Below are 26,032 nucleotides of genomic sequence, written 5' to 3'. Positions count from 1 at the left end.
GAAACGCTTGCACTTCAAGCGCGAACAGGCTACATACTGAACCAGATGGTTCAGTATGTAAGCCCTCCCCTCGATCTCTCGTTTGCGGCGCTGTCCGATGCGACCCGCCGCGGGATCATCGATCAGCTTGGGTGGGGGGACGCGTCGATCAGCAGTCTTGCGGACAGGTTCCAGATGACGCTGACCGGCATGAAGAAGCACGTCCAGGTTCTCGAGCGGGCGGGGCTCGTCGTCACACAGAAGGTCGGACGGGTGAGAACCTGCAAGCTTGGGACACGCGGCCTCAAGGCGGAGGCCGAGTGGATCGAGGCACATCGCAAGCTCTTCGAGGCCCGCTTCGAAGCCTTGGACGAAATCATCAGCGAGATGCAACAGGAGGGAAGCGATGACTGAGCAGGTTAACGGTGCAGGTGGTGCTGAGAACCGCACGTCGGTCGAGCGCAGAGGGGATCGCGAACTCCTGGTAACCAGGACATTCAATGCGCCTCCGGGTACGGTTTACAGGGCGTGGAGCCAGCCCGAGCTGTTCCGGCGCTGGTGGGTGCCAAAGTCGGTATCCGGCATTTCGCTCGTCTCGTGCGAGATGGACGTGCGTACCGGCGGCAAATATCGGCTGGAATTCGGCGCCGGCGGTTCGGACACCATGGCCTTCTACGGCAAGTATCTCGAGGTGGTGCCGAACGAGCGCATCGTCTGGACCAACGACGAGGGCGAAGAGGGCGCGATCACGACCGTGACCTTCGAGGACCAAGGCGGGAGGACACTCCTGACTTTCCACGAAGTCTATCCGTCGAAGGAGGCGCTCGAGGAAGCCCTACAGGGCTCGGCCACCGCATTGCCGGAGCAGTTGGAGCAGCTCGACGAATTGCTGTCCAGCCTAGGCGAGTAACGCCGGTCGGGAAAATCGCCTCGAGAAACCGTCTGCTCGTGGGAAGTGACTCCGCCACCCGCCGGAGCGAGGCGCGTTCCCGGACATTCACCCTTAATCCAAATGTAGCCAATGCTAACCTTGATCAGGGCGAAGCCGCCTTCCCGCGGCCGAGCTCGAAACTGCGCCACCCCAAGCTTGTGCAGCCGCAAATTACTTGACTGACATTATCAAGGATTATACGCGCTTCGGCCAGTTTTCTGCCATTCGAAGCGCGAGCATGACCCCCGCCGACTTGTTTCCTGAAATCGCTCGCGCCGATCAGCGCCCGGCCCTTATCTTCGCCGACGGACGGACGCTCTCCTATGCCGACCTCAATGCCCGGACGCTGCGCTTTGCCGAGCGGCTGGGACGGGGGGAAAAGCGGCTTGTGGCGATTTCGGCTGACGTTTCGGAACATGTGATCGTCGCCTATCTCGGCGCGCTGCGCGCCGGCCATGCAGTGGCGATGCTGCCGCCCTGCGATGACAGGCTGTGGCAAGAGTTTCTGTCAGCCTTTCGGCCTGATTTCACCTACCGCCCGGCCGGCGGCCGCTGGCGGCTCGTCCAGGAAAGCCGGCCCGGGCAAAGCGACGCGCCGCTGCATCCGGATCTCGCCTTGCTGCTGATGACCTCAGGCAGTTCCGGGCTCGCGAAAGCCGTGCGCCTGTCCTATGCCAATCTTGACGCCAATGCGCGTGCGATTGCCGGTTATCTCGAACTCTCCCCTGCCGACAGAACCGCGCTCGTTCTGCCGCTTCATTATTCCTACGGCCTCTCCGTCATCCATTCCCACCTCGTTGCCGGCGGCAGCATCTTCATTCCAGGCGTCTCGGTGGTGAGCGAGGATTTTGCAAGACTGCTCGGCGAAAGCGGCTGCACCAATCTTTCGGGCGTGCCCTATTCCTATGAGCTGATGGAAAGGACGCGCTTGCGAAGCCACGAGTTGAAGGCGCTGCGCTTCATGACGGTGGCCGGCGGACGGCTGGCGCCCGAACTTATCCGCCTCTACCGCGACCATATGCGCGCGAACGGCGGCCGCTTCTTCGTCATGTATGGCCAGACCGAGGCAGCCGCCCGCATCGCCTTCGTGCCGCCGGAAAGCCTAGCCGACAATGAGGAGCGGATCGGCATCGCCATTCCCGGCGGCAGCCTCAGCCTCGTCGGCGATGACGGGCATCCGCTCGACCGAGCTGACGTTGCCGGAGAACTCGTCTATGCCGGCCCGAACGTGATGATGGGCTACGGCGCCGATCGCGCCGATCTTCAGCGGGGCGCCGAGGTCGCGGCATTGAAGACCGGCGATATCGCCATGCGCGACGAGGACGGTTTCTTCCGGATTGTTGGCCGCAAGAGCCGTTTCGCCAAGGTCGCCGGGCTCCGGATCGGCTTCGATATCATGGAACAGGTTCTGGCTGAGGAGGGAATCGCGGCTGCCGTTGTCGGTGACGATCACGGTCTGCAGGCCTATGTGAGCGAGGCCGCTTCCGCCGATCGGGCGCTGGGAATGCTCGTCGAAGCGAGCCATCTTCCGGCGAGCCTGGTCTCCGTCAGGGCGCGACGAGAGCTCCCGAGGCTTGCCTCCGGCAAGATCGACTATGCCGGCCTTAGCGACGAGATGCTGGCGACGCGCGAAACGAGCCGCGCCGCGGCGGTCAGCGTGCTCGATGCCTATATCAGGGTCTTCTACCCCCACAATGTGAGCCGCAGCGACAGTTTCGTCTCGCTCGGCGGCGATTCCCTCCGCTTCCTGCAATTGACGATGGAACTCGACAGGCTTGGCATCGAGCTGCCGGAAGGCTGGGAGCAGACGGTGATCGCCGAGCTCGATATCGGCCCGCGGGTTGCACGGACTGACATCGCAGAGGTCAGGGCGCTGCCGACCGATCTGGTGCTGAGGGCGATCGCCATCCTGCTCGTCATCACCCATCACGAAATGCTCTGGCCCATTCCCGGCGGATCGGGCGTGATGCTGCTCCTCGTCGGTTTCAGCCTGGCACGTTTCCAGTCGGGCCATTTCCTCGCCGGCAATTTTCGCCAGGCGCTGCGGCCGGCAATCAATGTTCTCATTCCCTATTTTCTCATCGTTGCCGCCTATGGGCTCGCCTGGCGCACCGTTCCCTGGGCCTCGGTCACGCTGACCGGCAATTTCGGCTATGCCGAGCCGGAGCGCCACGAGATGCTTCCCTATCTCTACTGGTTCATAGAAGCCTATGCGCAGACGCTTCTCGTCTTCTCGCTGATTTTCGCCGTGCCTGCGGTGCGAAGGCTGGCGCGATCGCAACCCTTCGCCTTCTCGCTCGCCCTCCTGGCGCTGGCGGTCACAGCGCGGTTTTCTCTGCCACTCCTCTTCGATGTCGGCAGGCGGCAGATTTTCACCATCTACTGGGGCCTGCATCTCGGCATGTTCGGCTGGTGCGCGGGCCTTGCCGGCAAGAAGACGCAGCGGATCATCCTGACGGCGGTTGCCGCCGCCGTGCTCGGTTATCTCGCCTTCTGGGAGACGCTCTGGATCGGAACGACGGTCAAATATCTGACGATCTTCGCAGCGCTTCTCGCCCTTCTCTACCTGCCGCGCATTCACTTGCCCGTGCGGCTGGGGCGTCTCGTGACGCTGATCGCCGTCTCGGCCTTTCCCACCTACCTGCTGCACCGTTTCGTGCCGGAACTGCTGATGCCGCAGACAGCGGCCGTGCTGCCGGCTCCCCTCTTTCATCTGCTGGCGATATCAGGTGGCCTGGCGCTCGGCGTCATCGCCAACAAAATCGCGGCCGACCTTCGCAATCTGCTTGGCGGGATAGCAATGGCCCGCGGCACGGGCGGACGTACTGTCATGGCGGAGACTGTCTGAGCCGCAAGCGAACAGCAGAATATATTAGCAGCACCGCACGAAAAGCTTGCATGCAGGCATTAAATCGGCTGTCCTGAGTATGGCTTCAGTGGTGTTGGGCACCCCGCTATGAAAACCCTCGACGCACGAATTCGGTTTACAGGTGAGCGGCGACAGGTCACTGCCCTTTTCTATGACATTGTCGGCTCCACCGAGCTCTTGTTGCGCAGCGAGCCGGAGAAATTCTTCCGGTCGGTCTCGGCGTTACATCAGAGCGCCGAAGCGGTCATCAGGAAACACGGGGGATTTCTTCACCAGCGGCTCGGCGATGGCGGATGCTGCTTCTTCGGCTATCCCGAACAGTCCGAGGATGCCGCTGAAAGCGCGGTGCGCGCTTCTCTGGAACTGCTGCGCGTCGCGGCCGGGGCCGAGACCCAGACCAGGGCCAAGGCGCGCCGGCCGTTCCGGCTGCGGATCGGGGTCGCCACCGGGCTCGTCGTCTTCTCCACGCAAGGCGATGAGATCGTCGGCACGGCGCCGGTTCTGGCGGCCCGGCTGCAGGCCGAGGCCGACCCCAATTCCGTCCTTGTCGCCGATTCGACCGTCCAGCTCACCCGGCAGAAATTCGATTACAGCCTGCTGCGGGAGGCAAGGCTCAAAGGCTTCGAACATCCGATTGCGCTCTGGCGCCCGCAGGAACGCGACCAATCGGCCCCGGAACCATCGCCGTCCCAGGGCCAGGACAGGCCGATCCGCGGCCGGGAAAAGGAGCTTGCCGCCCTTTCCAGCGCGTGGAATTCGGCGCTCGGCGGCAAGGGAAGCCTGATCGCCGTCGTCGGCGAGGCCGGCATCGGCAAATCCAGGCTGGTCGGCGAATTCGCCGAGAGTTTGCGGCCGAGCGCGCATGAGACCGTGATCTTCCAATGCGGCAGGCGCCTGGAGAGCCAGCCGCTGCATCCATTCGTTTCGTTTCTCGAACGGCTGGTCGCCGAACCCGCGGTCCTGAAGGATGGCGACAACGACGCCCTCATGCGGGCTCTTCAAGCCTCCGGCCGACAGCTCGATGCATCCGTCGCCGACACCATCCTCGCATTCACCGCCGACCGTTCGCCGGCGACGTCGCGCAATATCCGCGTCTCCGATCTCTCCGGGCGCGCCTTCCGGCGGAAGGTCATCGAAGCCGCCGCCGACATTCTGACATGCAAGGCCGCCGGTCTCCCGACGCTCCTCATCTTCGAGGATGTGCACTGGGCCGACGACATGACGCTGGAGTTGATCGACAGGCTGGGATCGCTGGCGGCCGGGCTTCCGATCCTGGTCATTCAGACATCGAGAATCCGACGATCTCTCGCGGTCGCCAGCGAGATCGAATTGCCGGGGCTGACCGCGGCCGCGGTTCGCGATCTCGTCGCCTCGATCTGGCGGGAGCATCCCCCGCCCGGCCTGTCGGATTTCATTCTCGACCAATGCGACGGCATGCCGCTCTATGCGGAAGAACTGGCCAGTTTCTTCCGCGGCAGGCAGCCATTGGGCAAATCACTCTCGGAATGGAAAGGGCTGCTCAGGGAAGGCGGCGTCACCTCGCTCAACGATCTGCTGTCGGCGAGGCTCGCTGCGACCGGTTCGGCACGCCGGGCGGCGCAATTTGCCAGCGTCATCGGCCGCGAATTCAGCATCTCGCTGCTCACCTATCTCCTCGAAGGGGTCAGCCGCCGCAGCGTCGACGTCGATATCGAGCAGCTTCTGTCGCAAGGCATCATCGAGCGTTCGACCACCTCGCACGGCTCCTATCAGTTCCGGCACGTGCTGGCGCAGGAGGCGGCCTATAGCAGCCTTCTCAAGAGCGACCGGCGCCGCATCCACCGGCGGATCGCCGATCTCCTGATCGGCGAAGGAAAGCCCAGCCTGCCGGCGGCAATCGCCGCCTGGCAGTGTGCCGAGGCAGGCCTGCACGACGCTGCCGCCCGATTTGCCCTGGCGGCGGCGGAGGCAAGCGTCCTCCGCTCGGCAATGCAGGAGGCAAATGTCTCGCTCGAACTCTGTGCCGAGGCGGTCGGCAACCTTTCCCGGCGTCACCCCGACCGCACCGAACTCGCGCTCAGCCTGTTCGAACTTCAAGGCGTCGTGGCAAGCGCGCTCGAAGGCGAGGGATCGGAGAGCGCGCGGCGGGTCTATGCCGGCGCCATGCAGCTTCTGCGCAAGCAGCCCTCGGCCGTGCGCGTCAAGCATTTCCCGGTTTATTGGGGATGGTGGTTCACCGCCCCCAACATTCTGACCCAGCAGTCACGCGCGCGCATTCTCATCAGCGACATGCAAGCCGTCGAGGATCGGGAGACGCGGCTTCAATCCTATCACTGCGGCTGGGCGACGAGCTTCCACGCCGGCGAACACGGCTTTTGTCTCGACTGTGTCGCCAAGGGGCTCGCGCTCTACGATCCGGAAAGCGCGGTGCGCAATCGGGCCTTCTTCGGCGGCCATGACGCCAAGGTCTGCGGCCTCGGCGAGAGCGCCCTTTCCTACCTGCTGCTCGACGACGCCGAGGCGAGCGAACATGCGATCGGACAATGCCTGGAATGGGCGAACGCCACCGATCACGCCGGCAGCATGGTGCATGCGCTCTATTACGCCATGGTGCTTGCCCGCTGCCAGGGCCGCTATGACGATGTCCACGCACTCGGCGAACAGATGTTGTCGCTCGCCGAGCGGCACGGGCTGGCGGCCAGCCAGGCGCGGGCCAACATGTATTGCGGCTGGGCGGAGCTGATGACCTCGTCGGCAGCCGGCGGCGAAGAGCGTTTTGCCGGCGGCCTGGCGCTCCAGCAGCAATTGGGCACCGACGACAATTTTTCCATGCACAGCGACATGCATGCGCAGGTGCTGCGGCAGCGCGGCCGGTCCGCCGAAGCCCTGGCGACCGTGCAGAATGCGATCAATGTCGGGCGCAGCAGCGGCCAATCGTTCTGGCTCGCCGAACTCTACCGCCTCAGCGCCCAACTGAGAGACGATCTGAACGAGCCGCTTTCATCGATCAGACGAGACCTGACACGCGCCATCCAGATTGCCGAAGGACAAAAGGCCGCCTGGTTGGCGGAAAGAGCAAAGCAAAGCCTGGACGGACTGCCGCGGCCCTAGAACAGGATGATATTGGGCCCGGTCGGCCTAAAATCTGAATCCTGTTCTAAATTAAAGAGTTAGAGCATGATGTCGTCCGAAAACCGCTCACACTTTTCGGCATCATGCTCTAGCAGAGATGGAAGGATGTGATGGACGAAGCGGTGCTCGATAACATCCTTGATATCATCTTGAAGACCGAGGTCCCCTCGCCTCCCGATCCCCGGCAGACGGTGCAGCGCATCCTCGCGCGCAGACAGGATTACGGCATCACCAGGCTGGGTTCGATCACCGCGCTCGACTGGATCGGCGTCCCGGTTGTCCAGGTCGTGCGGCCGCGCTCACGCTCGGTCGCCGTCAGCCAGGGCAAGGGGCTGACCCTTCCGCTGGCGGCGATATCGGGCCTGATGGAATCCCTGGAAGGCTGGGCCTCGGAGCGGATTGATCAGGAGCGCATCGTCACGGCAAGCCTGCGCGCCATGAATGCACGGGGAGGCTGGTCGCACCTCGGCATCGGCCGGGACGAGGAGATGCTCGCCTGGATTGCCGGGCTGGATCTCTTTTCGGGGCAGCAAATGGCCGTTCCGCTTGCTCTCGTCGATACCGCCTATATCGTCCCGTCGCCGCATCCCCATTGGATCGCCCGCGACACGACGGGCCTTGCCGCCGGCACGAGCCTACAAGGCGCCGTCCTGCATGCCTGCCTGGAGATCCTGGAACGGCAGGCCCGCTGCACGGCGATGAAGACGCCGCATTTCTTCGACCGCTTTCAGATCGACGGCCGGTCGGTGCAATCGGGAAGCGCCGGCGACATCATGCGGCGGCTCGCCAAGGCCGGTTTTGTCGTCGGAATCTGGCAGATCCCGGCGCCGCACGCCCTGCCGATCTACTGGTGCCACGTCATGGAAGATGCCGGCAGAGCCCCCTTTGCGCCGCTGCCGGCCGAAGGTTTCGGCTGCGATATCAGCCATGATCGCGCGCTGACCAGCGCCTTGCTGGAGGCCTGCCAGTCCCGCCTTGGCGTCATTTCGGCAGCGCGCGACGATATCAGGACGGAGCTTTATAATTATGCCGACGCGACCGAACTGGCCGCCTGGCGCCTGCAACTCGCAAAGGCGGGCCGCTCCTTCCCCAAGGACTGTTCTGCGGGCGAAGAGCGATCCCTTGCGCCGGTCATCGAGGCATTGAAGCTCGCCGGCGCGCATGCGGCCGTCCTGGTGGTTCTTCATTCGGATGACCGCATCCCGCTTCACGTCGTCCGCGTCGTCGCGCCGCCGCTGGAAACCAATCCGGAGGCCGATCTTGCGGGATGATATCGTGGTTTTTCTCGGCCCCACGCTGTCGGAGGCGGATGCCCGGACCTATCTGGATGCGATCTACCTTCCTCCCGTCGGCTGCGCGGATGTCGTGCGGGCCGTTGCCAAATATGCGCCCGCGGCGATCGTGCTGGTCGACGGCGTCTTCGGCCAGCTTCCGGCCGTCCGCCACCAGGAAATCCTGTGGGCGATGGCCCGCGGCGTGCGCATCTACGGCGCCGCCAGCATCGGCGCGCTGCGGGCCGCCGAACTCGCGCCACAGGGCATGATCGGCCACGGGCTGATCTACCGCTGGTACCGAAGGCACCCGCTCGCCGACGATGCCGACGTCACGGTGCCGATGGCGCCCGTTGCACTCGGATCACGCGCCCTCGGCGACGCCCTCATCGACATCAGGCTGACGCTCAAGAAAGCCGAACGCGCCGACGTCATCGAAAGACGGCTGCGATGCGAGCTCGAATCCTTGGCGCGCGCGCTTCACTTCAGCGAAAGATCCTTCCCGAAGCTGCTGGCGGCGGCCGAAAACAATTGTGCCGCCGCGGACGAAATCGAAGCACTAAAGGCCTGGCTGCGAGCCGGAGCGGAAAGCCGGAAGCAGATCGACGCGGTAAATCTGCTGACACATCTCGCCGATCAAAAGATCAACCGGCTGAATGAAGACATTCATTTTGCATTTGAACTTACGGAATCATTCGCCAACGACATGGAGTACTACAACATGCTCGATAGTCTATTGCCGAAAGGCACGTAGTACTGGTATAGTCGACGATCGCTTGACGTTGGGCAACGAGCGGTGGGGGCAGCATTGGATGCCATCACGCATAACGAGGGCGCAGGCCAGGGGGCAGCTCCAGAGCGGCCGCTTGGAACGCGTTTCCTTGTCTTCCCCCAGCCATCCTTCATTCCCGGTTACGAGAAACCCGAAGTGGTGTGGATCGGGCCGTCGGCAGGACCGATCCTGGCGGGACCGTCCGACGCCCGCATCTATGTGGCAAATCCGCTCGAGGCGAAATCGCCCTACGCCGCGCCTTATATTCCGCCCTATCCCGGCCTTCTGCAGCCGCCGGCCGAACCCGGCCCCGACGGCCATTTCGATCACATAGGGCCGGGCTCACCGGCCTTCCTTGCAACCCACAGCTATGCCTGCACCCGCCGCGTTCTCGACATCTGCGAGGGCTATCTCGGCCGCTCGATCGTCTGGTTCTTCCAGCCGACGCTGGAACGGCTGGAAATCGTCCCCCGCATCCCGCACTGGCAAAACGCCCAATCCGGTTTCGGCTTTCTCGAACTCGGCGAAAGCGAGGAACACGGCGCGCCATCCTGTTTCGCGCTGAATTTCGATGCGGTCGCCCACGAAATGGGCCACCTCATTCTGCTCAGCGAACTCGGAATCCTCGAAGGCGACGGAGCGGCCTGCGATTTCTTTGCCTACCACGAAGCGATCGCCGATTTCATCTCGCTGCTCGGACTGCTGCACTTCGACACCGCGCTCGACCGGCTGCTGCGCCGCACCGGCGGCAACCTACTGCTGCACAACGAACTCGACAAATTTGCCGAGCTCAGCGACGAGAAACAGCTGAGATTGCTCAACAATTCGCTTCGTATCGGCGATGTCAGCCAGGAAGTGCACGACCGGTCGAAACCCTTCGCAGCCGGCCTCTTCGACAGCCTCGTCGAGGTCTACCAGTCGCTGCTCTACGAACGCGGCGTGTCGGATATCGATCCGAGGCGCTTCAGCGACCTGCGCCAGCAGATGGCGCCGGCGCTGATCGAAGAAGGGTTGCGCGGCCACAGAGCCTCTTACGAGCTGGCCCATTTCGCCGCGAAGTCCGCCCTGCAGGAGGCGCGCGACATCATCGGCCAAGCGCTCATTCGCTCCTGGAAATACCTCGATCCCGACAGCCTGACCTTCGAAGCGGCGGCCCTGGCCTTCCTCGAGGCGGCGAGCCGCGGGCGCGGGGTCTCCTATCTCGACCAGCTTGACGATTGCATGAGGTGGCGCGGCATTCTCTAACCAACGACGGGAGGCATCGATGACAGACGAAAGCGTTCCAGCACCCTCACTTTCTGGGCGCCGCTATAAAGCGGATGAGATTATACTTTACGGCATAGATTTGAATGACGCTAACGGCATCGCCCATCTGGATGTCGGGCTTGTGAGTAAAGCAGAGCTGCAAATTAAGCTGCATGCCGGAAGAGTAACCGGCTACACAGTGCTTGCTTATGGCTACGCTTTCGAGGGCCATTGCTACAGGCTGGATTCAACCCGCATTTTTATTATCACCGGCCCAGATGCCGAGGAGGCCAAGGGCTGCGGCTTTGACAAAGATCTGGGTTACCAAATGTGGCGGATCACCGCATCTGAACAAATCCTCGAAATTACGACGGCCTTTGGCGACGCAAGGAGCCTCATTCTGGATTCGCAGTTGCCAGGCAAGAGGTCGCCTAGTTCCTACGCCATCACCCTGAGAATGGCGCATCGCAATGGTCGCCTCAATAACGAGTAGGTCGAGTCTACAGCAACGGGAGGGCAATTATGCCATATAAGGTTGATGTTTACATTTCGAAAGCCTACGCTTCGCTCACAGTGAAAGACTGGCTTAGCGATAGTCCCTGCGTCGACACTAAGACGGGTACGAAACTCGAGAAGGTTGCCGTAAATCACCCGACTACCTTCTATGTACTGATCGGGCACAGTAACGGCGTGGGCGGCGTCACCGTTTACGAAACGGTGCCAAATGTCGATCCGGTGCCCTCCGATTACGAAATTCCGCTTGAACTCGATGAGACTGGAACAATCACGTTTCCCAAACCAAAGCGCGTGTTGCAAAGCGATCTCGACGCCCTAGACGCAAAGGTAAATGCTCTGCAACCAATCGCGGGCAATAAACGCGGGAAGTAGCGCGCTCGAACGCCGATAACCCTACGCCGCGCGCACCCTGTCGCGGCCGCTCATCTTGGCGTCATAGAGAGCCTGGTCGGCGCGCCGATAAAGATCCGAGACGCTGTCTGACGGCAGGCAGGCGGCGATGCCGGCGGAGCAGGTGTAGCTGAAATCGGGCGAGTCCGGTAGCGGCCGGGAGAAGCGGATCACCGTCAGCATGCGCTCGATCATGGCGATGGCGTCCTCCTGGGCGGTTGCCGGCATGACGAGAAGGAATTCCTCGCCACCGACCCGGCCGAAACAATCGTTGCGGCGGACATTCTGATGAATGCGATGGGCGAAATCGCGCAGGACGAGATCGCCGGCGTGGTGGCCGAGCCGATCGTTGATGCGCTTGAAATTGTCGATGTCGAAGACGGCAAGGCAGCCGCTGCCGCCACCCCGGGCGGCGGCCAGCATGTCGTCGACGCGGGCCATGACGAAACGGCGGTTGGCGACGCCGGTGAGCTCGTCGGTATAGGACGCCTTGATCGCCTGATCGCGATCCTGCCGGACAGTCCTGCCCTGCGCTCTCAACCGGGTGATGTCGCTGGCGATGCACAGCATCCAGCCGTTCTGCTGGACCGTCTCCGTCATCCACAGCCAGCGGCCGTCGCACAAATCGGTCTCGAAGGCGCGATAGCCGATCTTGCCGCGGCGCGACTGGGTCGAGCGCAGCCACGCCTCGAAATCATCGGTCCGAAGGACCGTGCCCCGGTTCAGCTCGAAATTGCGCCGCATGAGATCCGGCCAGAGCGGCGTCTCGTCCGGTTCGATGAAATAGGCCGAACGAAAGGCACTGTTGGCATATTGCAGCCGGTCATCCCCATCATAGACCGCAATCAGCGTTTCGGTGTGTGCGGAAAGATTGAGAAGCTGTTCGACGAGCGCGTCCATACCCTACCCTGTCTGGTTGTCCTGGCATGACATGGCGCAGAAATCTTACGAGGAAAGGGCCGGTTGCGGCAAGCAATGGTGCCACCCGTGATTACGGAAACGTCAACGAGAACAGCTCGCCGCGACCGGCTTCACCGCAGCGCGCCATTGAGATCATGCAGCCCAACCATCAGCATCATAGGATCGGATGGCGAGGGCAGGAAGCCGACCGCCTCATAGAAGGCGCGCGCGCCGTCGGAAATCGCGTGCACCAGCAGGCCGCGGATTCCGAGAATTTCTGCGGCGTTGACCAGGCGCAGGCCCGCGTCGCGCACCAATGCCCTGCCGATACCGCGCCCCTGGTGGGATTGATCAATGGCGAGGCGGCCAAGCACGGCAACCGGAATCGGATCGGGCATGTTCCGCCGAAAACGACCAGGCGCTTCCGGCTGCCGCACCGCGCCGGAGGCGAGCGCGTAATAGGCGATGACCCGGCTCCCCTGGCAGACCACGAAGGTGCGCGATGCGCCACCTGCCTGATTGGCGCGGGCGCGGCGACGCAGCCATTCGTCCAGTTCAGCCACGCTGGACCTGAATTCGGCCAGATCATGATGATCGGCCAAAGGCGCCGGCCGGCTGAGGGTCACGCCTCATCCCACGGCGCTTTGGTGGACATCGTCCGTTTCAAACGCTCATTGGGCTCAGCCGGTGCATCAAGGCGGGCAAGATATTCGGCATAGATTTCGGGGCTGACGGTGAATACAGTGCGGTCGAGCAGCACTTCCTCGGCGCGGCGCTCCGAAGCCTCCAGCATGAAGTCCGTGCGCGTCTTGCCAAGCAGTTCGGCGGCGCGGTCGATCAAATTGCGGGTCGCAGGCTTGATGCGCATATTCAGCGGCACGCTTGCCTCCGGACCTTTGTTCGTGGACGAGGCGGGCATGGGAAACTCCTATCTGGAGCCTTACAAATAGCGTAACGACACCATCTTTACAAGCATCGTAAAGATATCGCCGTTACGCTATCCATCGTTCGCGCGGCGCGGGCCCTATTTTCCCTCGGGCTTTCCCGTTTGTGTCGTCGCTGCCTTAACGCCGCCCTGCTGCAAATCCGCCCCGTCCGCGACAATGGCGGCCGCCTCGTCGAGCAGGACGTCCTTGGCCTTCTTGCGGGCGTTTTCCATGGCGATATCGGCGCTCAGGCTGCGCTCGTCCGATTGCAGGCCGTCATCTCCGGTCGGATCCTCGCCGTCGCTCGCCTCGGCCCGATCCTTGAACCGCTTCTCGCGGGCCGCCGCTTCCTTGCGGCGTTCGGCTTCGTTCAGCGACACGACGCCTTTTTCGCGCTGCGCCTTCAGCTCGGCAATGTCCTCGATCAGGCGCTGGAAATCCGGATCGCTCTTGACCCGCGCATCATGACGGCTTTGCAGGGCCGGCACCAACGCCGTGACATCGCCTTCCGGTGTATATTTTGCCGGCTTGATCTCTGCCCAGGGCAAGGCATTGTCATAACTCGTCTCGCCGAAGCTCGTCGGATCGGACAGGCCCGGCAGGCTGATATCGGGGGTGACGCCGCGCAGCTGCGTCGTGCCGCCATTGACCCGGAAGAACTGCGAAATCGTCACCTTCAGCTCGCCGAGCTCGGGCTTGCTGTTGTGAACCACCTCGTCGAGATCGACGACCGTCTGCACCGTGCCCTTGCCGAAGCTGGGTTCGCCGATGATGACGCCGCGCCCGTAATCCTGGATGGCCGCCGCGAAGATCTCCGACGCCGAGGCCGAACCGCGATTGATCAGCACCCCCATCGGGCCCGTCCAGGCGGGGGCTGGAAACTCCGCGCTCTTCACCACGATCTTGCCATTGCTGGCGCGCTGCTGAACGACCGGGCCCTTGCCGATGAAGAGGCCGGTGAGATCGATCGCCTCGTCGAGCGAGCCGCCGCCATTGTTGCGCAGATCGAGGAGAACGCCGTCGACATTCTCCTGGCTCAGCTCGTCGAGAAGCTTGGCGACGTCGCGGCTGGCGCTCTTATAATCCTTGTCGCCTTTGTTCTTGGCATCGAAATCCTCATAGAAGACCGGCAGGGTGATGATGCCGATCTTGCGCGTGGCGTCGCCCGCCTTGACCGACAGTACCGTCTTCCTGGCGGCCTGCTTGTCGAGGCTGATCTTGTCGCGCACCAGGCTGACGACGCGATGCGTGGCATCGGCGCCGGCATCGGCCGGCAGGATGTCCAGGCGCACGACGGAGCCCTTCTTGCCGCGGATCATCTGCACAACCTCATCGAGGCGCGTGCCCACCACTTCCTTGATCGGCCCGTCCTTGCCCTGGCCGACGCCGGTGATGCGGTCGCCGACGGCAAGCTTGCCGGAGAGCTGCGCCGGCCCGCCGGGCACGAGCTCACGGATCGTCGTGTAATCGTCGCGCTCCTGCAGCACCGCGCCGATGCCGAACAGCGACAGCTTCATCGAGACATTGAAATCGGCCGAGGCGGCCGCGCCGAAATAATCCGTGTGCGGATCGACCGCGTTCGAATAGGCATCCATGAACGACTGGAAAACGTCGTCGCTTTTGAACTTGTAGGCGCGCTCGAGCGTGTTTTCATAACGCTTGTCGAGCGTTTCGCGAATGGCCGCATCGGTCTTGCCGCCGAGCGTCAGCCGCAGCCAGTCGCTCTTGACGCGCTTGCGCCAAAGCTCATTGCTCTCGGCTTCGGACTGCGGCCAGGGCGCCTTCTCGCGCAGCACCGCATAATCTTCCTTCACGCTGAAATCGAAACCCTGCTTCAGCAGGCTGCGTGCATAGCTCATGCGGTCGGCAACGCGCCGTTCATAAGCATTGAAGATCGCAAACGGGATCTTCAGATCCTTCCGCTCGATCGCATCGTCGATCTTGCTGCGGTCCGCCATGAACTTGTCGATATCGGCCTGCAGGAAGAGCATGCGATCAGGATCCAGCGCCTTGATGAACCCATCCATCACCCTCGCCGACAAGGCGTCATCGAGCGCCACCGGCTTGTAGCTGTAGCGCGACAGAAACTGCGCGCTCAACAAAGCCGCATCCGCCTGCCGCTCCAGCGGCTTCAAAACAGGCGGCGGTGCAACTTCAGCATATGCGGACGGCGCAATTGCAAGAAATGCACCAAGAAAAACGTAGGCTATGCGCATTCAGCGTGGATCCAATTCTTATGCGTGCTTTGTCGATGGGTGATTTAGGTGGCGCAATTATGGTTCTTTGGCAAGCGGGTGGCAAATGGAATGGTTTGAGGCGCCGCGAAACTGTTCGGAATGATGGACGGAGGCAATGAAGCGTATGGGAACGGATCGTCCTGTGTTCTGGGCGGCCCGAAGCATTCGCTCCGCCCGCTCTCTGCAATTCTGGATCGATGATGGGAAAGCGCGGTTCATTGGGCCAAGCCACGGACGTCTCAGACGTGAATACCGGGCGTAGATTTCATCACCAAATGGTGCTATTTTCAACACCAGAACTGGGAAACCAACCATGCGATCAACCATCAATCTCGACGACACCCTCATGGAAAGGGCCAGGTCCCTAACCGGCACGAAAGAAACCGCCACTCTGGTCCGCCAGGCGTTGGAGACGCTTGTTCGTGTGGAGTCGGGAAAACGCCTCATCGCCCTCGGCGGAACCATGCCGGATGCGGAGGCAGCGCCACGCCGCCGGAGCGCAGCTCGCAAGTGATACTTGCCGACACTTCCATCTGGATCGATCATTTCCGGCATGCCGATTCAGAGCTGCGCAGGATTATCGAGGACGATCGTCTCTTATGCCATCCAGCCGTGATCGGAGAACTCGCGCTTGGCAGCCTTCGGGATCGCAGTAACGTGATCGCTTTCCTGGCGGCCCAGCGCCAAGCGTTCGTCGCGACGCACGACGAAGTCATGATGATGATCGATCGCCACGCCATTTTCAGCATGGGCATTGGCTACACAGATGCCCATTTGATGGCTTCAGTTCTCCTCGATCAGCGAGCGGCCTTATGGACCAGAGACAAGCGTCTGCGGGCAGCGGCCGAAAAGGCGGGGGCTTCACTGCACACGCCCGACAATGCGTAAGCAAGCCCCCAACCGCGGGCTTGTGCGACGACAACTGCAAACATTTCAGCCGCGTAAGGGCGGGCGTGAGCCCGGCTCTGTGAACGAGCATGCAGTGGCGCGAACGTTTCAGTGTGCGGTGCCCGTTTTCTCCTTTGCCTTCACAATGGCGTCCGCTTCCTTGCCGTATAGTTCCTCGAAGTGATCGAAGGTCTTGGAAAAATAACCAATGCCCTGCGTCGCCGAGCGCAGCGACCGCGCCAGATCTTCAAGTGCGCCGCCCGGAACGAGCGCCCGGAAGATGTCCCATCCCTTGGCGGTTTCATCACGGTCGAAGCCGAGAACCTGACCGTTGAGAGCGGCGACGATCTGGACAAGGCTGCCTGAATAGACCGACGGGATGTGGAACTCCGTGCGGAAGACCGGCTGCATCAAGACGGGCGATCCCTCGGAAAGCGCCTGTCGCACCCCCATTTTCGACGCAGTCCGGAAGGCGTGTTCCGAACTGTCGACGGCATGGTGCTGACCATCCAACAGCGTTACGCCGACATCGATGACTTCGAAGCCTAGCGGTCCTTTCTCCATCGCTTCGCGCGCGCCCGCTTCGACGGCGGGGAAGTAATTGCGCGGAACGGCGCCGCCCTTGACGGTTTCGCCAAAGGTGAAGCCCTGGCCGCGCTCGTTGGGGTGAATGCTCAACTTCACATCCGCGAATTGCCCGGCACCGCCGGTCTGTTTGCGATGGCGGTAGTGAACCTCCGATGGTTTCGCGATCGTCTCGCGGTAGATTGGGCTGGGCGTTCGGTCGGTCACGGAGATGTGAAAGACTTCCGCCAGCGTTCGGCAGAGATCACGCAGATGCACCGGCCCTTGGGCGCGGACAAGTTGAGCGCCCGTGCCTTCCTCCTGCAAAACTTTCAGACCGCGATCCGTCTCGGACAGTTTCGCCAGCGTTTCGGAAAGTTTGTTTTCATCGCGCTCGCTGCCCGGAACCAGGATCCTTTCAAGCATCGGCGTCGGTGGTTCCGTCCACTCAGGCGGGGCGACCACCGCGCCGGAGGCCAACAGCGAAGGGACAGACAGGTGGTCGGACTTGACCGTCGCGAAGACATCTCCCGGCGCGGGCAGAACCGCCGAATTGGACCGCCCGTTTGCGAGATTTTGGACGGCGCCGAGGCTGGAGCCGCCCAGTGATGCGCCTTGCCGCAGTCCCTCGCCAAGTGCGCGCACGAGCACCGTCTTGCCGACATTCTGGCGATGATAGGCATGGAAGCTCACTGCCACCAGCTTGCCTTCATCGACAGCTCCCGTTTGAGCCAGACGCTGCCTGAGAATCCCGACCGGCGGCGCCTCGTGGCGCAGCGCCTTCATCAGCCTCATCATGCCGTTGCCGTGACTTGCAGCACCGATCAGCACCGGGATAATTTTGTTTTCCCTGAGAACCCGTGATGAAATGGCATAGAGCGCGTCGCTGGATGGCTCGCGGTCCTCGATCAGTTCCTCGAGAAGCCAGTCATCAAATTCGGACAGGTGTTCCAGGAGCTCGGTGCGCGCTTCGTGCTCGCGTTCGGCAGTGCTTTCGGGGATTGCGATCAGCGCCGACGTCTGGCCTTCCCGGTAGCGCCATGCCCGTTCCGAAATCAGATCGCAACTGCCAATGATCCTGTCCCCCTCGCGGATCGGGATCTGGCGAAGCAAAAGGGTGTGGCTGGCGTAGTCTTGAAGCGCGGCGATCACGTCCCTCAACCGCCCTCTCGGTTCGTCCATCCGGTTGACGAAGAGGATGCAAGGCGTCCCCGAGGCTTCGATTATCCTGAGATAGGGCGCGGCGAGCACAGCCTCCTCGGGTGCCGATGAAACGCACAATATGCAGGCGTCGCTGGCAAGAAGCGCGTGCTGCGCATGCGCCAACGCTTCGTTGGGTCCTGGCGCATCCAGTGCACACCACGCCTCGTTTCCGAAGGTAAACTCTGTGAGGTTCAATCCATAAGGGGAGCTGGATTTTCTCGGCGTCCCCTCCAGCGAGCCGAGCCTTTCCACGACTGTCGATTTTCCGGTCTGCGAGGGTCCAAGCACGGTAAAGCAACGCATCGGCATTCCTCCAACTGCCATAAACACACTTTTCAGCCATCACAGGATGCCCTGAACCGCTGCAAGGCGCCAGAGGTGTTCAGTTTTTCAGCGCTTTGGTTTCTCCGCGAGACCGTGGCTCCCACAAAGTTTGGGTTGACCACTCTCGATGACGAAGCAACACTTGTCCCAGCAGCAAGGCAGGAGGAAAATCGATGGATGACCCAGATCGCTGGCGCCAGATGGCAAGCGCACCGAGAGACGGCAGCCGGATCCTGGTGACGATCCGGGCGTCCGAGCAGGGGCCGGCGGAAGTTGATCTCGCCTATTGGTCGCATGGCGATCAATTCGCAGGAGAAGGCTGGCGCGCCTCGGATTCTTCGCCCGGGCACATCATCGAATATGCCGAGCCGGAGCTGAAGTGCTGGATGCCGATGCCCTCGGCCAATCGCACCTCGATGCCGTCACCCTGGGAAGGCGATGACGACGAGCAACTCGATGGGTCGGGGATTTAAGGACCCGCGCCGACCTAACAAAATTCCTACGCAAACCCTGCGGTCGTTGCCACATCGCGGGCTGCTTGATGTCGAATCCCGAAGAGGTCCAGCCGGTCCTCCAGAATCTGTTCGAAGCCTTCAACCCACTGAACGGGTCGATCGTCATCTCTTCGAGATGGCACGCAATCTGTCGGCCCGGAGGCCGTCAGATGGCCACAGGCAGAACGGATGGCGGATGTCGCACTGATGCATGTCGGCCTACCCTTGGAGAAGTGAAAGGCCGCTTCCCCACGAATTGTCCGGCGGGCAATGAAACTATGCCTTGAATTCCGACGGCTGCACCTCAAAGGTAGGCTGTCCCGGTTGAGATTTGCGCCAATTCGCCCCGTAGTGGATTCACAGATGGCAATCCCCGCTTGTGGCACAACACATGTTCTTGATATGTTCGAACAGCATGAGAGGGGGGAACGAGACTTGGCCGAAAAGAGTTCCCCCCGAAACCGTGGCAAACCCTCCATAAATGATGGCCCTACGGGGTAAGGAATTATTGTGGCTTTTGGCGCAGGATCCCGGTGTGGATGACATATCTGACCACCTTATCTTGCCGCGCCATTTTGTATTAAGATGGCTCAACGAAGAGAGAACAATCGTGTCGAACGCCAAGCAAATCCTTGCCATGCTTAGAAGCCGCGCTGAAGGCGACGACGACTTGTTCTTCTCCATCGCTCTCCAGATCGCCGCATCTGAGGCCCGCCAAGGACACAAGACCACAGCAGAGGAGATGCGTGCCGAGGTCGACAAGGCCCGGGCTCGGCGGTCTCGTGGTGCAGGCGTTGCTATTCCGCTCGGGGCGCCGCGAGGCGACCTCGAAGGCCTGCTCGAGCTTCGCGAACCGCGTTTCAAGCTGAAGGACATGGTTCTGGCACCGGCTCTTCTCAACAATCTGGGGGACATGATACGCCAGCAGGTAAAACGCGACTGGCTGCGCGAGCATGGTCGCACGCCCAATCGCAGGATACTATTCGTCGGACCACCCGGATCAGGCAAGACCATGTCGGCGGAGGCGATCGCCGGCGAACTTCGGCTGCCCTTTTATGTGATCCGACTGGAAGGGCTGATCACCCGCTACATGGGCGAAACAGCAGCAAAGCTCAGACTTGTTTTCGATGAAACGTCAAAGCGTCGCGGCGTCTACCTGTTCGACGAGTTCGACGCCGTCGGTGCGCACCGGACGTCGACGAACGATGTCGCAGAGATGCGCCGTGTCCTCAATTCCTTCCTGCAATTCATGGAAGAAGCCAATTCAACTGACAGTCTGATCGTCTGTTCGACCAATCACCCGTCTCTCCTCGATCGCGCGCTCTTGCGCCGCTATGATCTGGTCCTCGAGTTCGAAGCCCCGACGGCCGACCAGATCAAACAGATCATCGTCAACAATCTGAAGCCGATGTCTTCGGCCCGGCTCGGTTGGACGAAGATCGTCAAAACCGCCGATGGTCTCAGCCAGTCCGAAATCGTTCGTGCGACTGACGATGCGGTAAAGACCGCGATCCTCGATGAACGCAAGTCGATCGCGACTGATGACCTCCTCCAGCGTCTCAATCAGCGGCGGGAGATGCGCGACGCATTCCTCGACGAAAGGCACTCAAACTAACCGATGGCGAGCCGATTCACGCTTCCTCATATCGATGTTTCGGCGCTTCACACCACGAGCCCCTATAGCGGCACGGGCGGGGGCGGATCGAGCGTTCCTCGAATTCGTGCAGAACATGGCCGCAAGCTTGCCAATGAACTGAACGTCGCGCTCGCCGCGATCGCAGAGCTTCGAGCCGCTGATCCCAGGTTGGAACCGGCCGATGGCGGTTATATCGAGGTAGAACTGAGGCCAGGCACCAACGCGGACGTCCTGGAATGGAAAAAGCAAGGAATCCGCCCGGGCGCGACAAAGGATCGGGCGAACGCGCGCACCGTGGCGCTGTATGTCCCGGACAATTCACAGGAAGCCATACAGCAGATCCTCGACGACTATCTTAATGGCCCCCTTTCTCCGAAAGGCAATCCGCCCAACGCAAGCCGAGTCGAGAGGATTGAGGAGATCAGGCGCGCTCATCTCGAGGTCTTTTGGACCGACGATCCGAAAGCCTTACCCGGCGATTCACAGCACCTCATGTGGTGGGCGATCTGGGCGCATCGCGACAACGAGGCGGCGGTCGAAGACGTGTGCCGCCGGCTCGCCCTGCGCGCCGCATCGGCTGATCGTCGGCTTTATTTCCCGGAAGCCGTCGTCATTCCCGTCCTTGCGCGGCGCGCCGCGATCGAATTGATGACCTTTGCAACCGGCGTCGTCAGCGAACTGAGGCGAGCAAACGACTCACCGGTGTTTTTCCTTGAGGACGCCCGGGAAAGCCAGAACGAGTGGGTCGATGACCTCGCCGCCCGCATCGTCTGGCCTGGAAATGAGGTGCCCGCCGTATGTGTTCTCGATACCGGTATCAATCGTGCTCACTCGCTGATCGAGCCGGCACTCGCCGCGGCCGACCAGCATGCGATCGACCGTGACTGGGGCGTCGATGATCATCATAGTCACGGAACCGCGATGGCGGGCCTTGCTCTGCACGGCGATTTGACGGCGTCTCTGTCTGATCAATCCGAACGGCGCCTCTCTCATCGTCTTGAATCCATCAAGCTTCTGCCGCCGAAGGGCGCGGATCCGAATGATCCGCAGTCCTACGGGGTGATCACCCAAACGGCCGTCTCGCTGGCTGAAATCGCCGCCCCCGACAGAAGCCGGATCTTCTGCATGGCGGTGACGAATGATGATGTTTCCGGCGCAAGGCCGACGACTTGGAGCGCGGCGATCGACCAAGCTGCAGCCGGCACGATGAATGCCGACGAGGAGAGCGCGCCAAAACGGCTGTTCGTCATCTCGGCGGGCAACGTACCGTCGGAAATCGAATACGCCCGTATTTCGCCACAGGATGATTATCCGGCGGAGGATCCGAGCCAGGCGTGGAACGCCATCACGGTTGGTGGATACACGGATCTTAACCAGATCGCCGATGCTGGCTACGAGGCTTGGTCCTGCCGTGTTGAGGCCGGCGAGCTCAGCCCATACAGCCGCACTAGTGTCAATTGGGCCCACGCTCGAGCACCGATCAAGCCGGAAGTGGTCATGGAGGCAGGCAACCAGGCGGTCAGCCCTGCCCGCCGCGAGGTTCTCAGCCTTGAATCTCTGTCGCTTCTGACCACTTCGCCGACGACAGGTGCAAACGCGCTCACGGCATTCCAAGCGACAAGCGCCGCGACCGCACAGGCTGCCCGCCTGGTCGCAAGGCTGACTGCCGAACACCCGAACTACTGGCCGGAAACCATCAGGGCGTTAGTCGTCCATAGCGCCGAATGGACGGAGCCGATGTTAGACCTGCTCAACAGTCCGGCAGGAAAGAAGGACCGTTACCCCTTGGTGCGGCGGTTCGGCTATGGCGTGCCAGATTTCGAGCGTGCCTCCGCCTCAGCGCGAGACCATCTCGCGCTGATCGCGCAGGCCGATATCCAGCCATTCCGCTTAAAGGGAGATCGAAAATTCAATGAATGCCATTACTACAGACTCCCACTGCCCGCCGAGGTCCTAGAAAAGCTGCAGAATACTATCGTTGAACTCAAGATAACGCTGTCTTATTTCATCGACCCCAATCCGGGCTTCTCAGCCAATGTCGATCCACAGCGGTATCAATCCTTTGGGCTTCGCTTCGATCTGCAGCGCCGGGGCGAGCTACCCGACCTGTTCAAGCGACGTGTGAACGCAGCGGAACGGGAAGATGGTGCGCAAGCGCCGAGCCATCCTGACGACGCCCGATGGATGTTTGGTCCAGGCAGCATCTCGGCCGGATCGCTGCATTGCGATGTCTGGACAGGCCCTGCGGTCGAGTTGTTGAGTCGGGAACTGCTTTGCGTGAAGCCGGTTCTTGGCTGGTGGCGCAATCGCGCTGCCAAGAGCATCGTCAATCGCAAGACCCGCTATTCGCTGGTGGTCACTTTGAAGGCACGCGGTGTCGATATCGATCTCTATAGCGGCGTAATCTCCTCCAAAACGCTGATTGAAACCGATATCGCGGCCGAAAACGAGATCATGGTGCAAAGCCGATAAGCAGTCGCCATGAGTTAGACTAGACGCGACATGCCCCTGGACGCCGTTCGCCAACTTAACGGGCTTCGGCGGAGACGATTCTGACCAGATTTGATGCGCCTTCATGGGAGTACATGCAAGGCAAGATCGATCGAAGCGTCGGCACATCTGCCCTCAATCGAAAGCGCCTCCCCCCATACAAAAGCCCCGCGGTTGTTGCCACCGCGGGGCTCCTTGATGCCCGACCAGGGAGAGGCGGTCAGGCGGCCTGGACTTTTTTCGTTGTGCGAGCCCACTCCGGCAGCCAGTCGCCATGGGTGGCGAGCAGGTCGTCGACCAGCGACCAGATCTGGTCGAGGTCGAGTTCGGCGGCGGTGTGCGGGTCCATCATCGCGGCGTGGTAGATGTGCTCGCGATTTTCCGTCATAAGCGCCTGTACCGTCAGCTCCTGGACGTTGATATTGGTGCGGATGAGCGCGGTCAGCTGCGGCGGCAGGTCGCCGATGAAGGTCGGCTGGATGCCGGAGGCGTCGACCAGGCAGGGCACTTCGGCGGCGCAATTTTCCGGCAGCGAGGTGATGCAGCCATTGTTGCGGACATTGCCGTAGATCACCGAGGGTTCGCCGGTCCAGACCGAGTTGATGATCGAGGAGGCATATTCCTTCGACGGCTGAACCTCGATCTTGTCGGCGCTGCGATAGGCTTCCGCCTGGCCCTTCCAGCGCTCGATCTGCTCGATGCAGCGCTTCGGATATTCATCGAGCGGGATGCCGAATTTCTCGATCAGGTCGTCGCGGCCTTCCTTGATGAAATAGGGCGTGTATTCGGCGAAATGCTCCGAGCTTTCGGTGACGAAATAGCCGAGCCGCGTCAGCATCTCGTAGCGCACCTTGTTCGGGCAGCGCGGGTTCCAGCCGGGTTTCGGCGCCCTGCCCTCGCGATAGGCGCGCAAGAGATCGGGATAGAGGTTGCGGTAGGAGCCGTCGGCCTGGCGATGCTCGAATTTGAGATAGAAGGCCATGTGGTTGATGCCGGCGGCGCGGTAGCGGATTTCCTCGTAGGGAATGTCGAGATCGTGGGCCAGCTCCATCGCCGTGCCCTGTACGGAATGGCAGAGGCCGACCTGGCGGATGGTCGGGTATTTCTCCGATATCGCCCAGGTGTTGATCGCCATCGGGTTGACATATTGCAGCATGATCGCCTCTGGGCAGACGGCGAGCATATCCTCGCAGACCTTCCAGAGATGCGGCACGGTGCGCAGGCCGCGCATGATGCCGCCGACGCCGAGTGTGTCCGCGATCGTCTGGCGCAGGCCGTATTTCTTCGGCACCTCGAAATCGGTGACGGTGCAGGGCTCATAGCCGCCGATCTGGAAGGCGACGACGACGAAATCGGCGCCGGCAAGCGCCTTGCGCTGATCGGAATAGGTCTCGGCCTTGGCCTTGACGCCGAGCGTCGAGATCAGCTTGTTGACGACGATGGCGCTTTCTTCCAACCGCTGCGGGTTGAGGTCCATCAGGGCGATCGTCGCGCCCGAGAGTGCGGGACGCTGCAACACGTCGCCGATGATGTTTTTCATGAAGACGGTGGAGCCAGCTCCGATGAACGTGATTTTGGGATTTGCTGCCATTATAACCTCCGGCATGCGGTCAATCATGCTACCTCGAAAGCGGCTTTGACGAGCCGTTCGGTGTAGGCGGTCTTGGGATGGGTGAGAACTTCGTTGACGGGACCTTCCTCGACGATCTTGCCATGCTGCATGACGATGACGCGATGGCAGAGCGCCCTCACAACCTTGAGGTCGTGGGAGATGAAGAGGTAGCTCAAGCCCCGCTCGTCCTGCAGCTTGCGCAACAGCTCGATGATCTGCGCCTGGACGGAAAGGTCGAGGGCTGATGTCGGCTCGTCGAGCAGGATGAATTCCGGCTCCAGGGCGATGGCGCGGGCAATGGCGATGCGCTGGCGCTGGCCGCCGGAAAATTCATGCGGGAACCGTGAGAGGATATTGCCGGGCATGCCGGCTGATATCAGCGCCTCGCGCACCCGGTCCTGCCGCTCGGCCCTGGTGGCGCCGAGCCGGTTGACGACGAGGCCTTCCTCGATGATCTGGCCGATCGTCATGCGCGGGTTGAGCGATGAGAACGGATCCTGGAAGACGATCTGCATGCGGGCGCGCAGCGGCCGCATCTCGGCCCGCGACAGCCCGTGGATCGGCTGGCGGTCGAAATGGATCTCGCCGGCCTGCGGCGTGTTCAGCCGCAGGATCGCCTGGCCGAAGGTGGTCTTGCCGGAGCCGGATTCGCCGACGAGGCCGAGCGTCTCATGACGGCGCAGCGAGAGACCGAGACTGTCGACGGCGACGAGCTCGCGCATCTCGGGCTTCAGGAAAGTGCCGTGGCGCAGCATGAAGCCGACGCGCACACCTTTGGCGTCGAGGATGATATCCGATCCTTCCGGCAGCGGATTGGCCTGGCCGCGCGGCTCGGAAGCGAGCAGGTGTTTGGTATAGGGGTGCTGCGGATTGGCAAACAGCGCCTCGGTGACATTGTGCTCGCGCACCTCGCCGTGCTGCATCACATAGACGTAGTCGGAGAACTGCCGAACCACCGTCAGGTCGTGGGTGATGAGGATCACCGCCATCCCCAGTTCTTTCTGCAGGTTGCGGATCAGGTTGAGGATCTGCGCCTGCACGGTGACGTCGAGGGCCGTCGTCGGCTCGTCGGCGATCAACACGTCGGGGTCGTTGGCGAGCGCCATGGCGATCATCACGCGCTGGCGCTGGCCGCCGGAAAGCTGATGCGGATATTGTTTCAGCCGCGCGGCGGGATCGGGGATCTGCACATGTTCGAGCAGTTCCAGCGCCCGCTCTTCCGCTTGCCCGCGGCTCATCCGACGATGCACGCGGATCGCCTCGACGATCTGGCTGCCGATCGTATAGATCGGGTTCAGCGAGCTCATCGGCTCCTGGAAGATCATCGAGATGCGGTCGCCGCGCAGCTTGCGCCGCGCCCGCTCGGAGAATTTCAGGATATTGCTGCCGTCATAGGAAACCGTCGATTTGCCGGAGACGACGGCGCGCTTCGACAACAGCCCCATCACCGTTCTTGCCGTCACCGATTTGCCGGAGCCGGATTCGCCGACGATGGCGATGGTCTCGCCGCGATAGAGCTGGAAGGAGACGTCCTTGACGGCTTCGACCATGCCGTCCTCGACCTTGAAATTCACCGCGACATTGCGGGCGTCGATGATCGGCGTCTCCGAGCGGCCGTCATGATCGTGGCGGACGGGCGGGGCGAAGGAATTGACCAGGGAAAGCGCCATATCA

21 protein-coding genes are annotated in these 26,032 nt (G+C 61.9%); 14 read left to right on the top strand and 7 right to left on the bottom strand.

Going from position 1 to position 26,032, the window contains the following annotated elements:
- Nucleotides 1-45 precede the first annotated feature (45 nt).
- The 9 genes from CO655_RS04865 to CO655_RS04825 all read left to right on the top strand — a co-directional run bounded on the left by CO655_RS04865 (nt 46) and on the right by CO655_RS04825 (nt 11,066).
- Nucleotides 46-393: a helix-turn-helix domain-containing protein gene (locus CO655_RS04865; protein ID WP_097606590.1), complete on the top strand. Its 348-nt coding sequence runs from the start codon at nt 46-48 to the stop codon at nt 391-393.
- Nucleotides 386-889: an SRPBCC family protein gene (locus CO655_RS04860; RefSeq protein WP_097606591.1), complete on the top strand. Its 504-nt coding sequence runs from the start codon at nt 386-388 to the stop codon at nt 887-889. The genes CO655_RS04865 and CO655_RS04860 overlap by 8 nt, the downstream gene beginning before the upstream one ends.
- A gap of 259 nt (nt 890-1,148) precedes the next feature.
- Entirely contained in the window at nt 1,149-3,758 is a 2,610-nt protein-coding gene (locus CO655_RS04855; RefSeq protein ID WP_097664078.1) for an AMP-binding protein, read from the top strand.
- 108 nt (nt 3,759-3,866) lie between these two features.
- Nucleotides 3,867-6,869: an AAA family ATPase gene (locus tag CO655_RS04850; RefSeq protein WP_097663985.1), complete on the top strand. Its 3,003-nt coding sequence runs from the start codon at nt 3,867-3,869 to the stop codon at nt 6,867-6,869.
- Nucleotides 6,870-7,000: 131 nt separating this feature from the next.
- The gene (locus CO655_RS04845; RefSeq protein WP_097663984.1) at nt 7,001-8,161 is read left to right on the top strand and encodes a YcaO-like family protein; all 1,161 of its coding nucleotides are present in this window, start codon (nt 7,001-7,003) and stop codon (nt 8,159-8,161) included.
- Nucleotides 8,151-8,915, top strand: a complete 765-nt coding sequence (locus tag CO655_RS04840; RefSeq protein ID WP_097663983.1) for a TfuA-like protein — start codon at nt 8,151-8,153, stop codon at nt 8,913-8,915. Before CO655_RS04845 ends, CO655_RS04840 begins: the two co-directional genes overlap by 11 nt.
- A 42-nt stretch (nt 8,916-8,957) precedes the next feature.
- The gene (locus tag CO655_RS04835) at nt 8,958-10,178 is read left to right on the top strand and encodes a hypothetical protein (RefSeq protein WP_097663981.1); all 1,221 of its coding nucleotides are present in this window, start codon (nt 8,958-8,960) and stop codon (nt 10,176-10,178) included.
- 19 nt (nt 10,179-10,197) lie between these two features.
- On the top strand, nt 10,198-10,671 hold the full coding sequence (locus CO655_RS04830) for a hypothetical protein (protein ID WP_010034889.1): 474 nt from the start codon (nt 10,198-10,200) through the stop codon (nt 10,669-10,671).
- A 29-nt stretch (nt 10,672-10,700) separates the two neighbouring features.
- Nucleotides 10,701-11,066 carry a hypothetical protein gene (locus CO655_RS04825; protein WP_010034897.1) on the top strand — a complete coding sequence of 122 codons (366 nt, stop codon included), beginning with the start codon at nt 10,701-10,703 and terminating at the stop codon, nt 11,064-11,066.
- Between the two features lie 21 nt (nt 11,067-11,087).
- Here CO655_RS04825 and CO655_RS04820 read toward each other — a convergent pair whose 3' ends face one another.
- The 4 genes from CO655_RS04820 to CO655_RS04805 form a co-directional block, all read right to left on the bottom strand.
- A complete protein-coding gene (locus CO655_RS04820) occupies nt 11,088-11,984 on the bottom strand; it encodes a GGDEF domain-containing protein (protein ID WP_097663980.1) in 897 nt (298 codons plus the stop codon).
- 131 nt (nt 11,985-12,115) lie between these two features.
- Nucleotides 12,116-12,610 carry a GNAT family N-acetyltransferase gene (locus CO655_RS04815; RefSeq protein WP_097663979.1) on the bottom strand — a complete coding sequence of 165 codons (495 nt, stop codon included), beginning with the start codon at nt 12,608-12,610 and terminating at the stop codon, nt 12,116-12,118.
- On the bottom strand, nt 12,607-12,903 hold the full coding sequence (locus tag CO655_RS04810) for a DUF1778 domain-containing protein (RefSeq protein WP_097663978.1): 297 nt from the start codon (nt 12,901-12,903) through the stop codon (nt 12,607-12,609). Before CO655_RS04810 ends, CO655_RS04815 begins: the two co-directional genes overlap by 4 nt.
- 105 nt (nt 12,904-13,008) lie before the next feature.
- Entirely contained in the window at nt 13,009-15,126 is a 2,118-nt protein-coding gene (locus CO655_RS04805; RefSeq protein ID WP_097663977.1) for a carboxy terminal-processing peptidase, read from the bottom strand.
- A 334-nt stretch (nt 15,127-15,460) separates the two neighbouring features.
- On the opposite strand from CO655_RS04805, the gene CO655_RS04800 reads away from it, so the two are divergent.
- Nucleotides 15,461-15,661 (top strand): type II toxin-antitoxin system VapB family antitoxin, encoded by a 201-nt coding sequence (locus CO655_RS04800; RefSeq protein ID WP_097663976.1) that lies wholly within the window; start codon nt 15,461-15,463, stop codon nt 15,659-15,661.
- Entirely contained in the window at nt 15,658-16,035 is a 378-nt protein-coding gene (locus CO655_RS04795; protein WP_097663975.1) for a type II toxin-antitoxin system VapC family toxin, read from the top strand. Before CO655_RS04800 ends, CO655_RS04795 begins: the two co-directional genes overlap by 4 nt.
- A 108-nt stretch (nt 16,036-16,143) precedes the next feature.
- Here the strand turns inward: CO655_RS04795 and CO655_RS04790 are convergent, their stop codons facing one another.
- Nucleotides 16,144-18,105, bottom strand: a complete 1,962-nt coding sequence (locus CO655_RS04790) for an elongation factor G (protein ID WP_097663974.1) — start codon at nt 18,103-18,105, stop codon at nt 16,144-16,146.
- Between the two features lie 194 nt (nt 18,106-18,299).
- Here CO655_RS04790 and CO655_RS04785 point away from each other — a divergent pair, with 194 nt between their 5' ends.
- From CO655_RS04785 to CO655_RS04775, 3 genes are all read left to right on the top strand, one after another.
- On the top strand, nt 18,300-18,599 hold the full coding sequence (locus tag CO655_RS04785; RefSeq protein ID WP_010001186.1) for a hypothetical protein: 300 nt from the start codon (nt 18,300-18,302) through the stop codon (nt 18,597-18,599).
- A 538-nt stretch (nt 18,600-19,137) separates the two neighbouring features.
- The gene (locus CO655_RS04780; RefSeq protein WP_210201016.1) at nt 19,138-20,235 is read left to right on the top strand and encodes an ATP-binding protein; all 1,098 of its coding nucleotides are present in this window, start codon (nt 19,138-19,140) and stop codon (nt 20,233-20,235) included.
- 3 nt (nt 20,236-20,238) lie between these two features.
- A complete protein-coding gene (locus tag CO655_RS04775) occupies nt 20,239-22,728 on the top strand; it encodes a S8 family peptidase (protein WP_097663972.1) in 2,490 nt (829 codons plus the stop codon).
- A gap of 238 nt (nt 22,729-22,966) precedes the next feature.
- Here CO655_RS04775 and CO655_RS04770 read toward each other — a convergent pair whose 3' ends face one another.
- The gene (locus tag CO655_RS04770) at nt 22,967-24,337 is read right to left on the bottom strand and encodes an alpha-glucosidase/alpha-galactosidase (protein WP_097663971.1); all 1,371 of its coding nucleotides are present in this window, start codon (nt 24,335-24,337) and stop codon (nt 22,967-22,969) included.
- 23 nt (nt 24,338-24,360) lie between these two features.
- Entirely contained in the window at nt 24,361-26,028 is a 1,668-nt protein-coding gene (locus tag CO655_RS04765; RefSeq protein WP_097663970.1) for an ABC transporter ATP-binding protein, read from the bottom strand.
- Nucleotides 26,029-26,032: the final 4 nt, after the last annotated feature.

The sequence above is a fragment of the Rhizobium sp. M1 genome, from assembly GCF_002531805.1.
GTDB lineage: Bacteria > Pseudomonadota > Alphaproteobacteria > Rhizobiales > Rhizobiaceae > Rhizobium > Rhizobium etli_C.
This window is presented reverse-complemented; position numbering and strand designations above follow the sequence as displayed.

Excerpts from the sequence above, each read along its gene's own strand:
- CO655_RS04765 (WP_097663970.1), bottom strand. The coding sequence starts at position 26,028 with ATGGCGCTTTCCCTGGTCAATTCCTTCGCCCCGCCCGTCCGCCACGAT.
- CO655_RS04860 (WP_097606591.1), top strand. The coding sequence starts at position 386 with ATGACTGAGCAGGTTAACGGTGCAGGTGGTGCTGAGAACCGCACGTCG.
- CO655_RS04865 (WP_097606590.1), top strand. The coding sequence starts at position 46 with ATGGTTCAGTATGTAAGCCCTCCCCTCGATCTCTCGTTTGCGGCGCTG.
- CO655_RS04830 (WP_010034889.1), top strand. The coding sequence starts at position 10,198 with ATGACAGACGAAAGCGTTCCAGCACCCTCACTTTCTGGGCGCCGCTAT.
- CO655_RS04810 (WP_097663978.1), bottom strand. The coding sequence starts at position 12,903 with ATGCCCGCCTCGTCCACGAACAAAGGTCCGGAGGCAAGCGTGCCGCTG.
- CO655_RS04785 (WP_010001186.1), top strand. The coding sequence starts at position 18,300 with ATGGATGACCCAGATCGCTGGCGCCAGATGGCAAGCGCACCGAGAGAC.
- CO655_RS04775 (WP_097663972.1), top strand. The coding sequence starts at position 20,239 with ATGGCGAGCCGATTCACGCTTCCTCATATCGATGTTTCGGCGCTTCAC.
- CO655_RS04800 (WP_097663976.1), top strand. The coding sequence starts at position 15,461 with ATGCGATCAACCATCAATCTCGACGACACCCTCATGGAAAGGGCCAGG.
- CO655_RS04820 (WP_097663980.1), bottom strand. The coding sequence starts at position 11,984 with ATGGACGCGCTCGTCGAACAGCTTCTCAATCTTTCCGCACACACCGAA.
- CO655_RS04855 (WP_097664078.1), top strand. The coding sequence starts at position 1,149 with ATGACCCCCGCCGACTTGTTTCCTGAAATCGCTCGCGCCGATCAGCGC.
- CO655_RS04825 (WP_010034897.1), top strand. The coding sequence starts at position 10,701 with ATGCCATATAAGGTTGATGTTTACATTTCGAAAGCCTACGCTTCGCTC.
- CO655_RS04805 (WP_097663977.1), bottom strand. The coding sequence starts at position 15,126 with ATGCGCATAGCCTACGTTTTTCTTGGTGCATTTCTTGCAATTGCGCCG.
- CO655_RS04850 (WP_097663985.1), top strand. The coding sequence starts at position 3,867 with ATGAAAACCCTCGACGCACGAATTCGGTTTACAGGTGAGCGGCGACAG.
- CO655_RS04790 (WP_097663974.1), bottom strand. The coding sequence starts at position 18,105 with ATGCGTTGCTTTACCGTGCTTGGACCCTCGCAGACCGGAAAATCGACA.
- CO655_RS04845 (WP_097663984.1), top strand. The coding sequence starts at position 7,001 with ATGGACGAAGCGGTGCTCGATAACATCCTTGATATCATCTTGAAGACC.
- CO655_RS04770 (WP_097663971.1), bottom strand. The coding sequence starts at position 24,337 with ATGGCAGCAAATCCCAAAATCACGTTCATCGGAGCTGGCTCCACCGTC.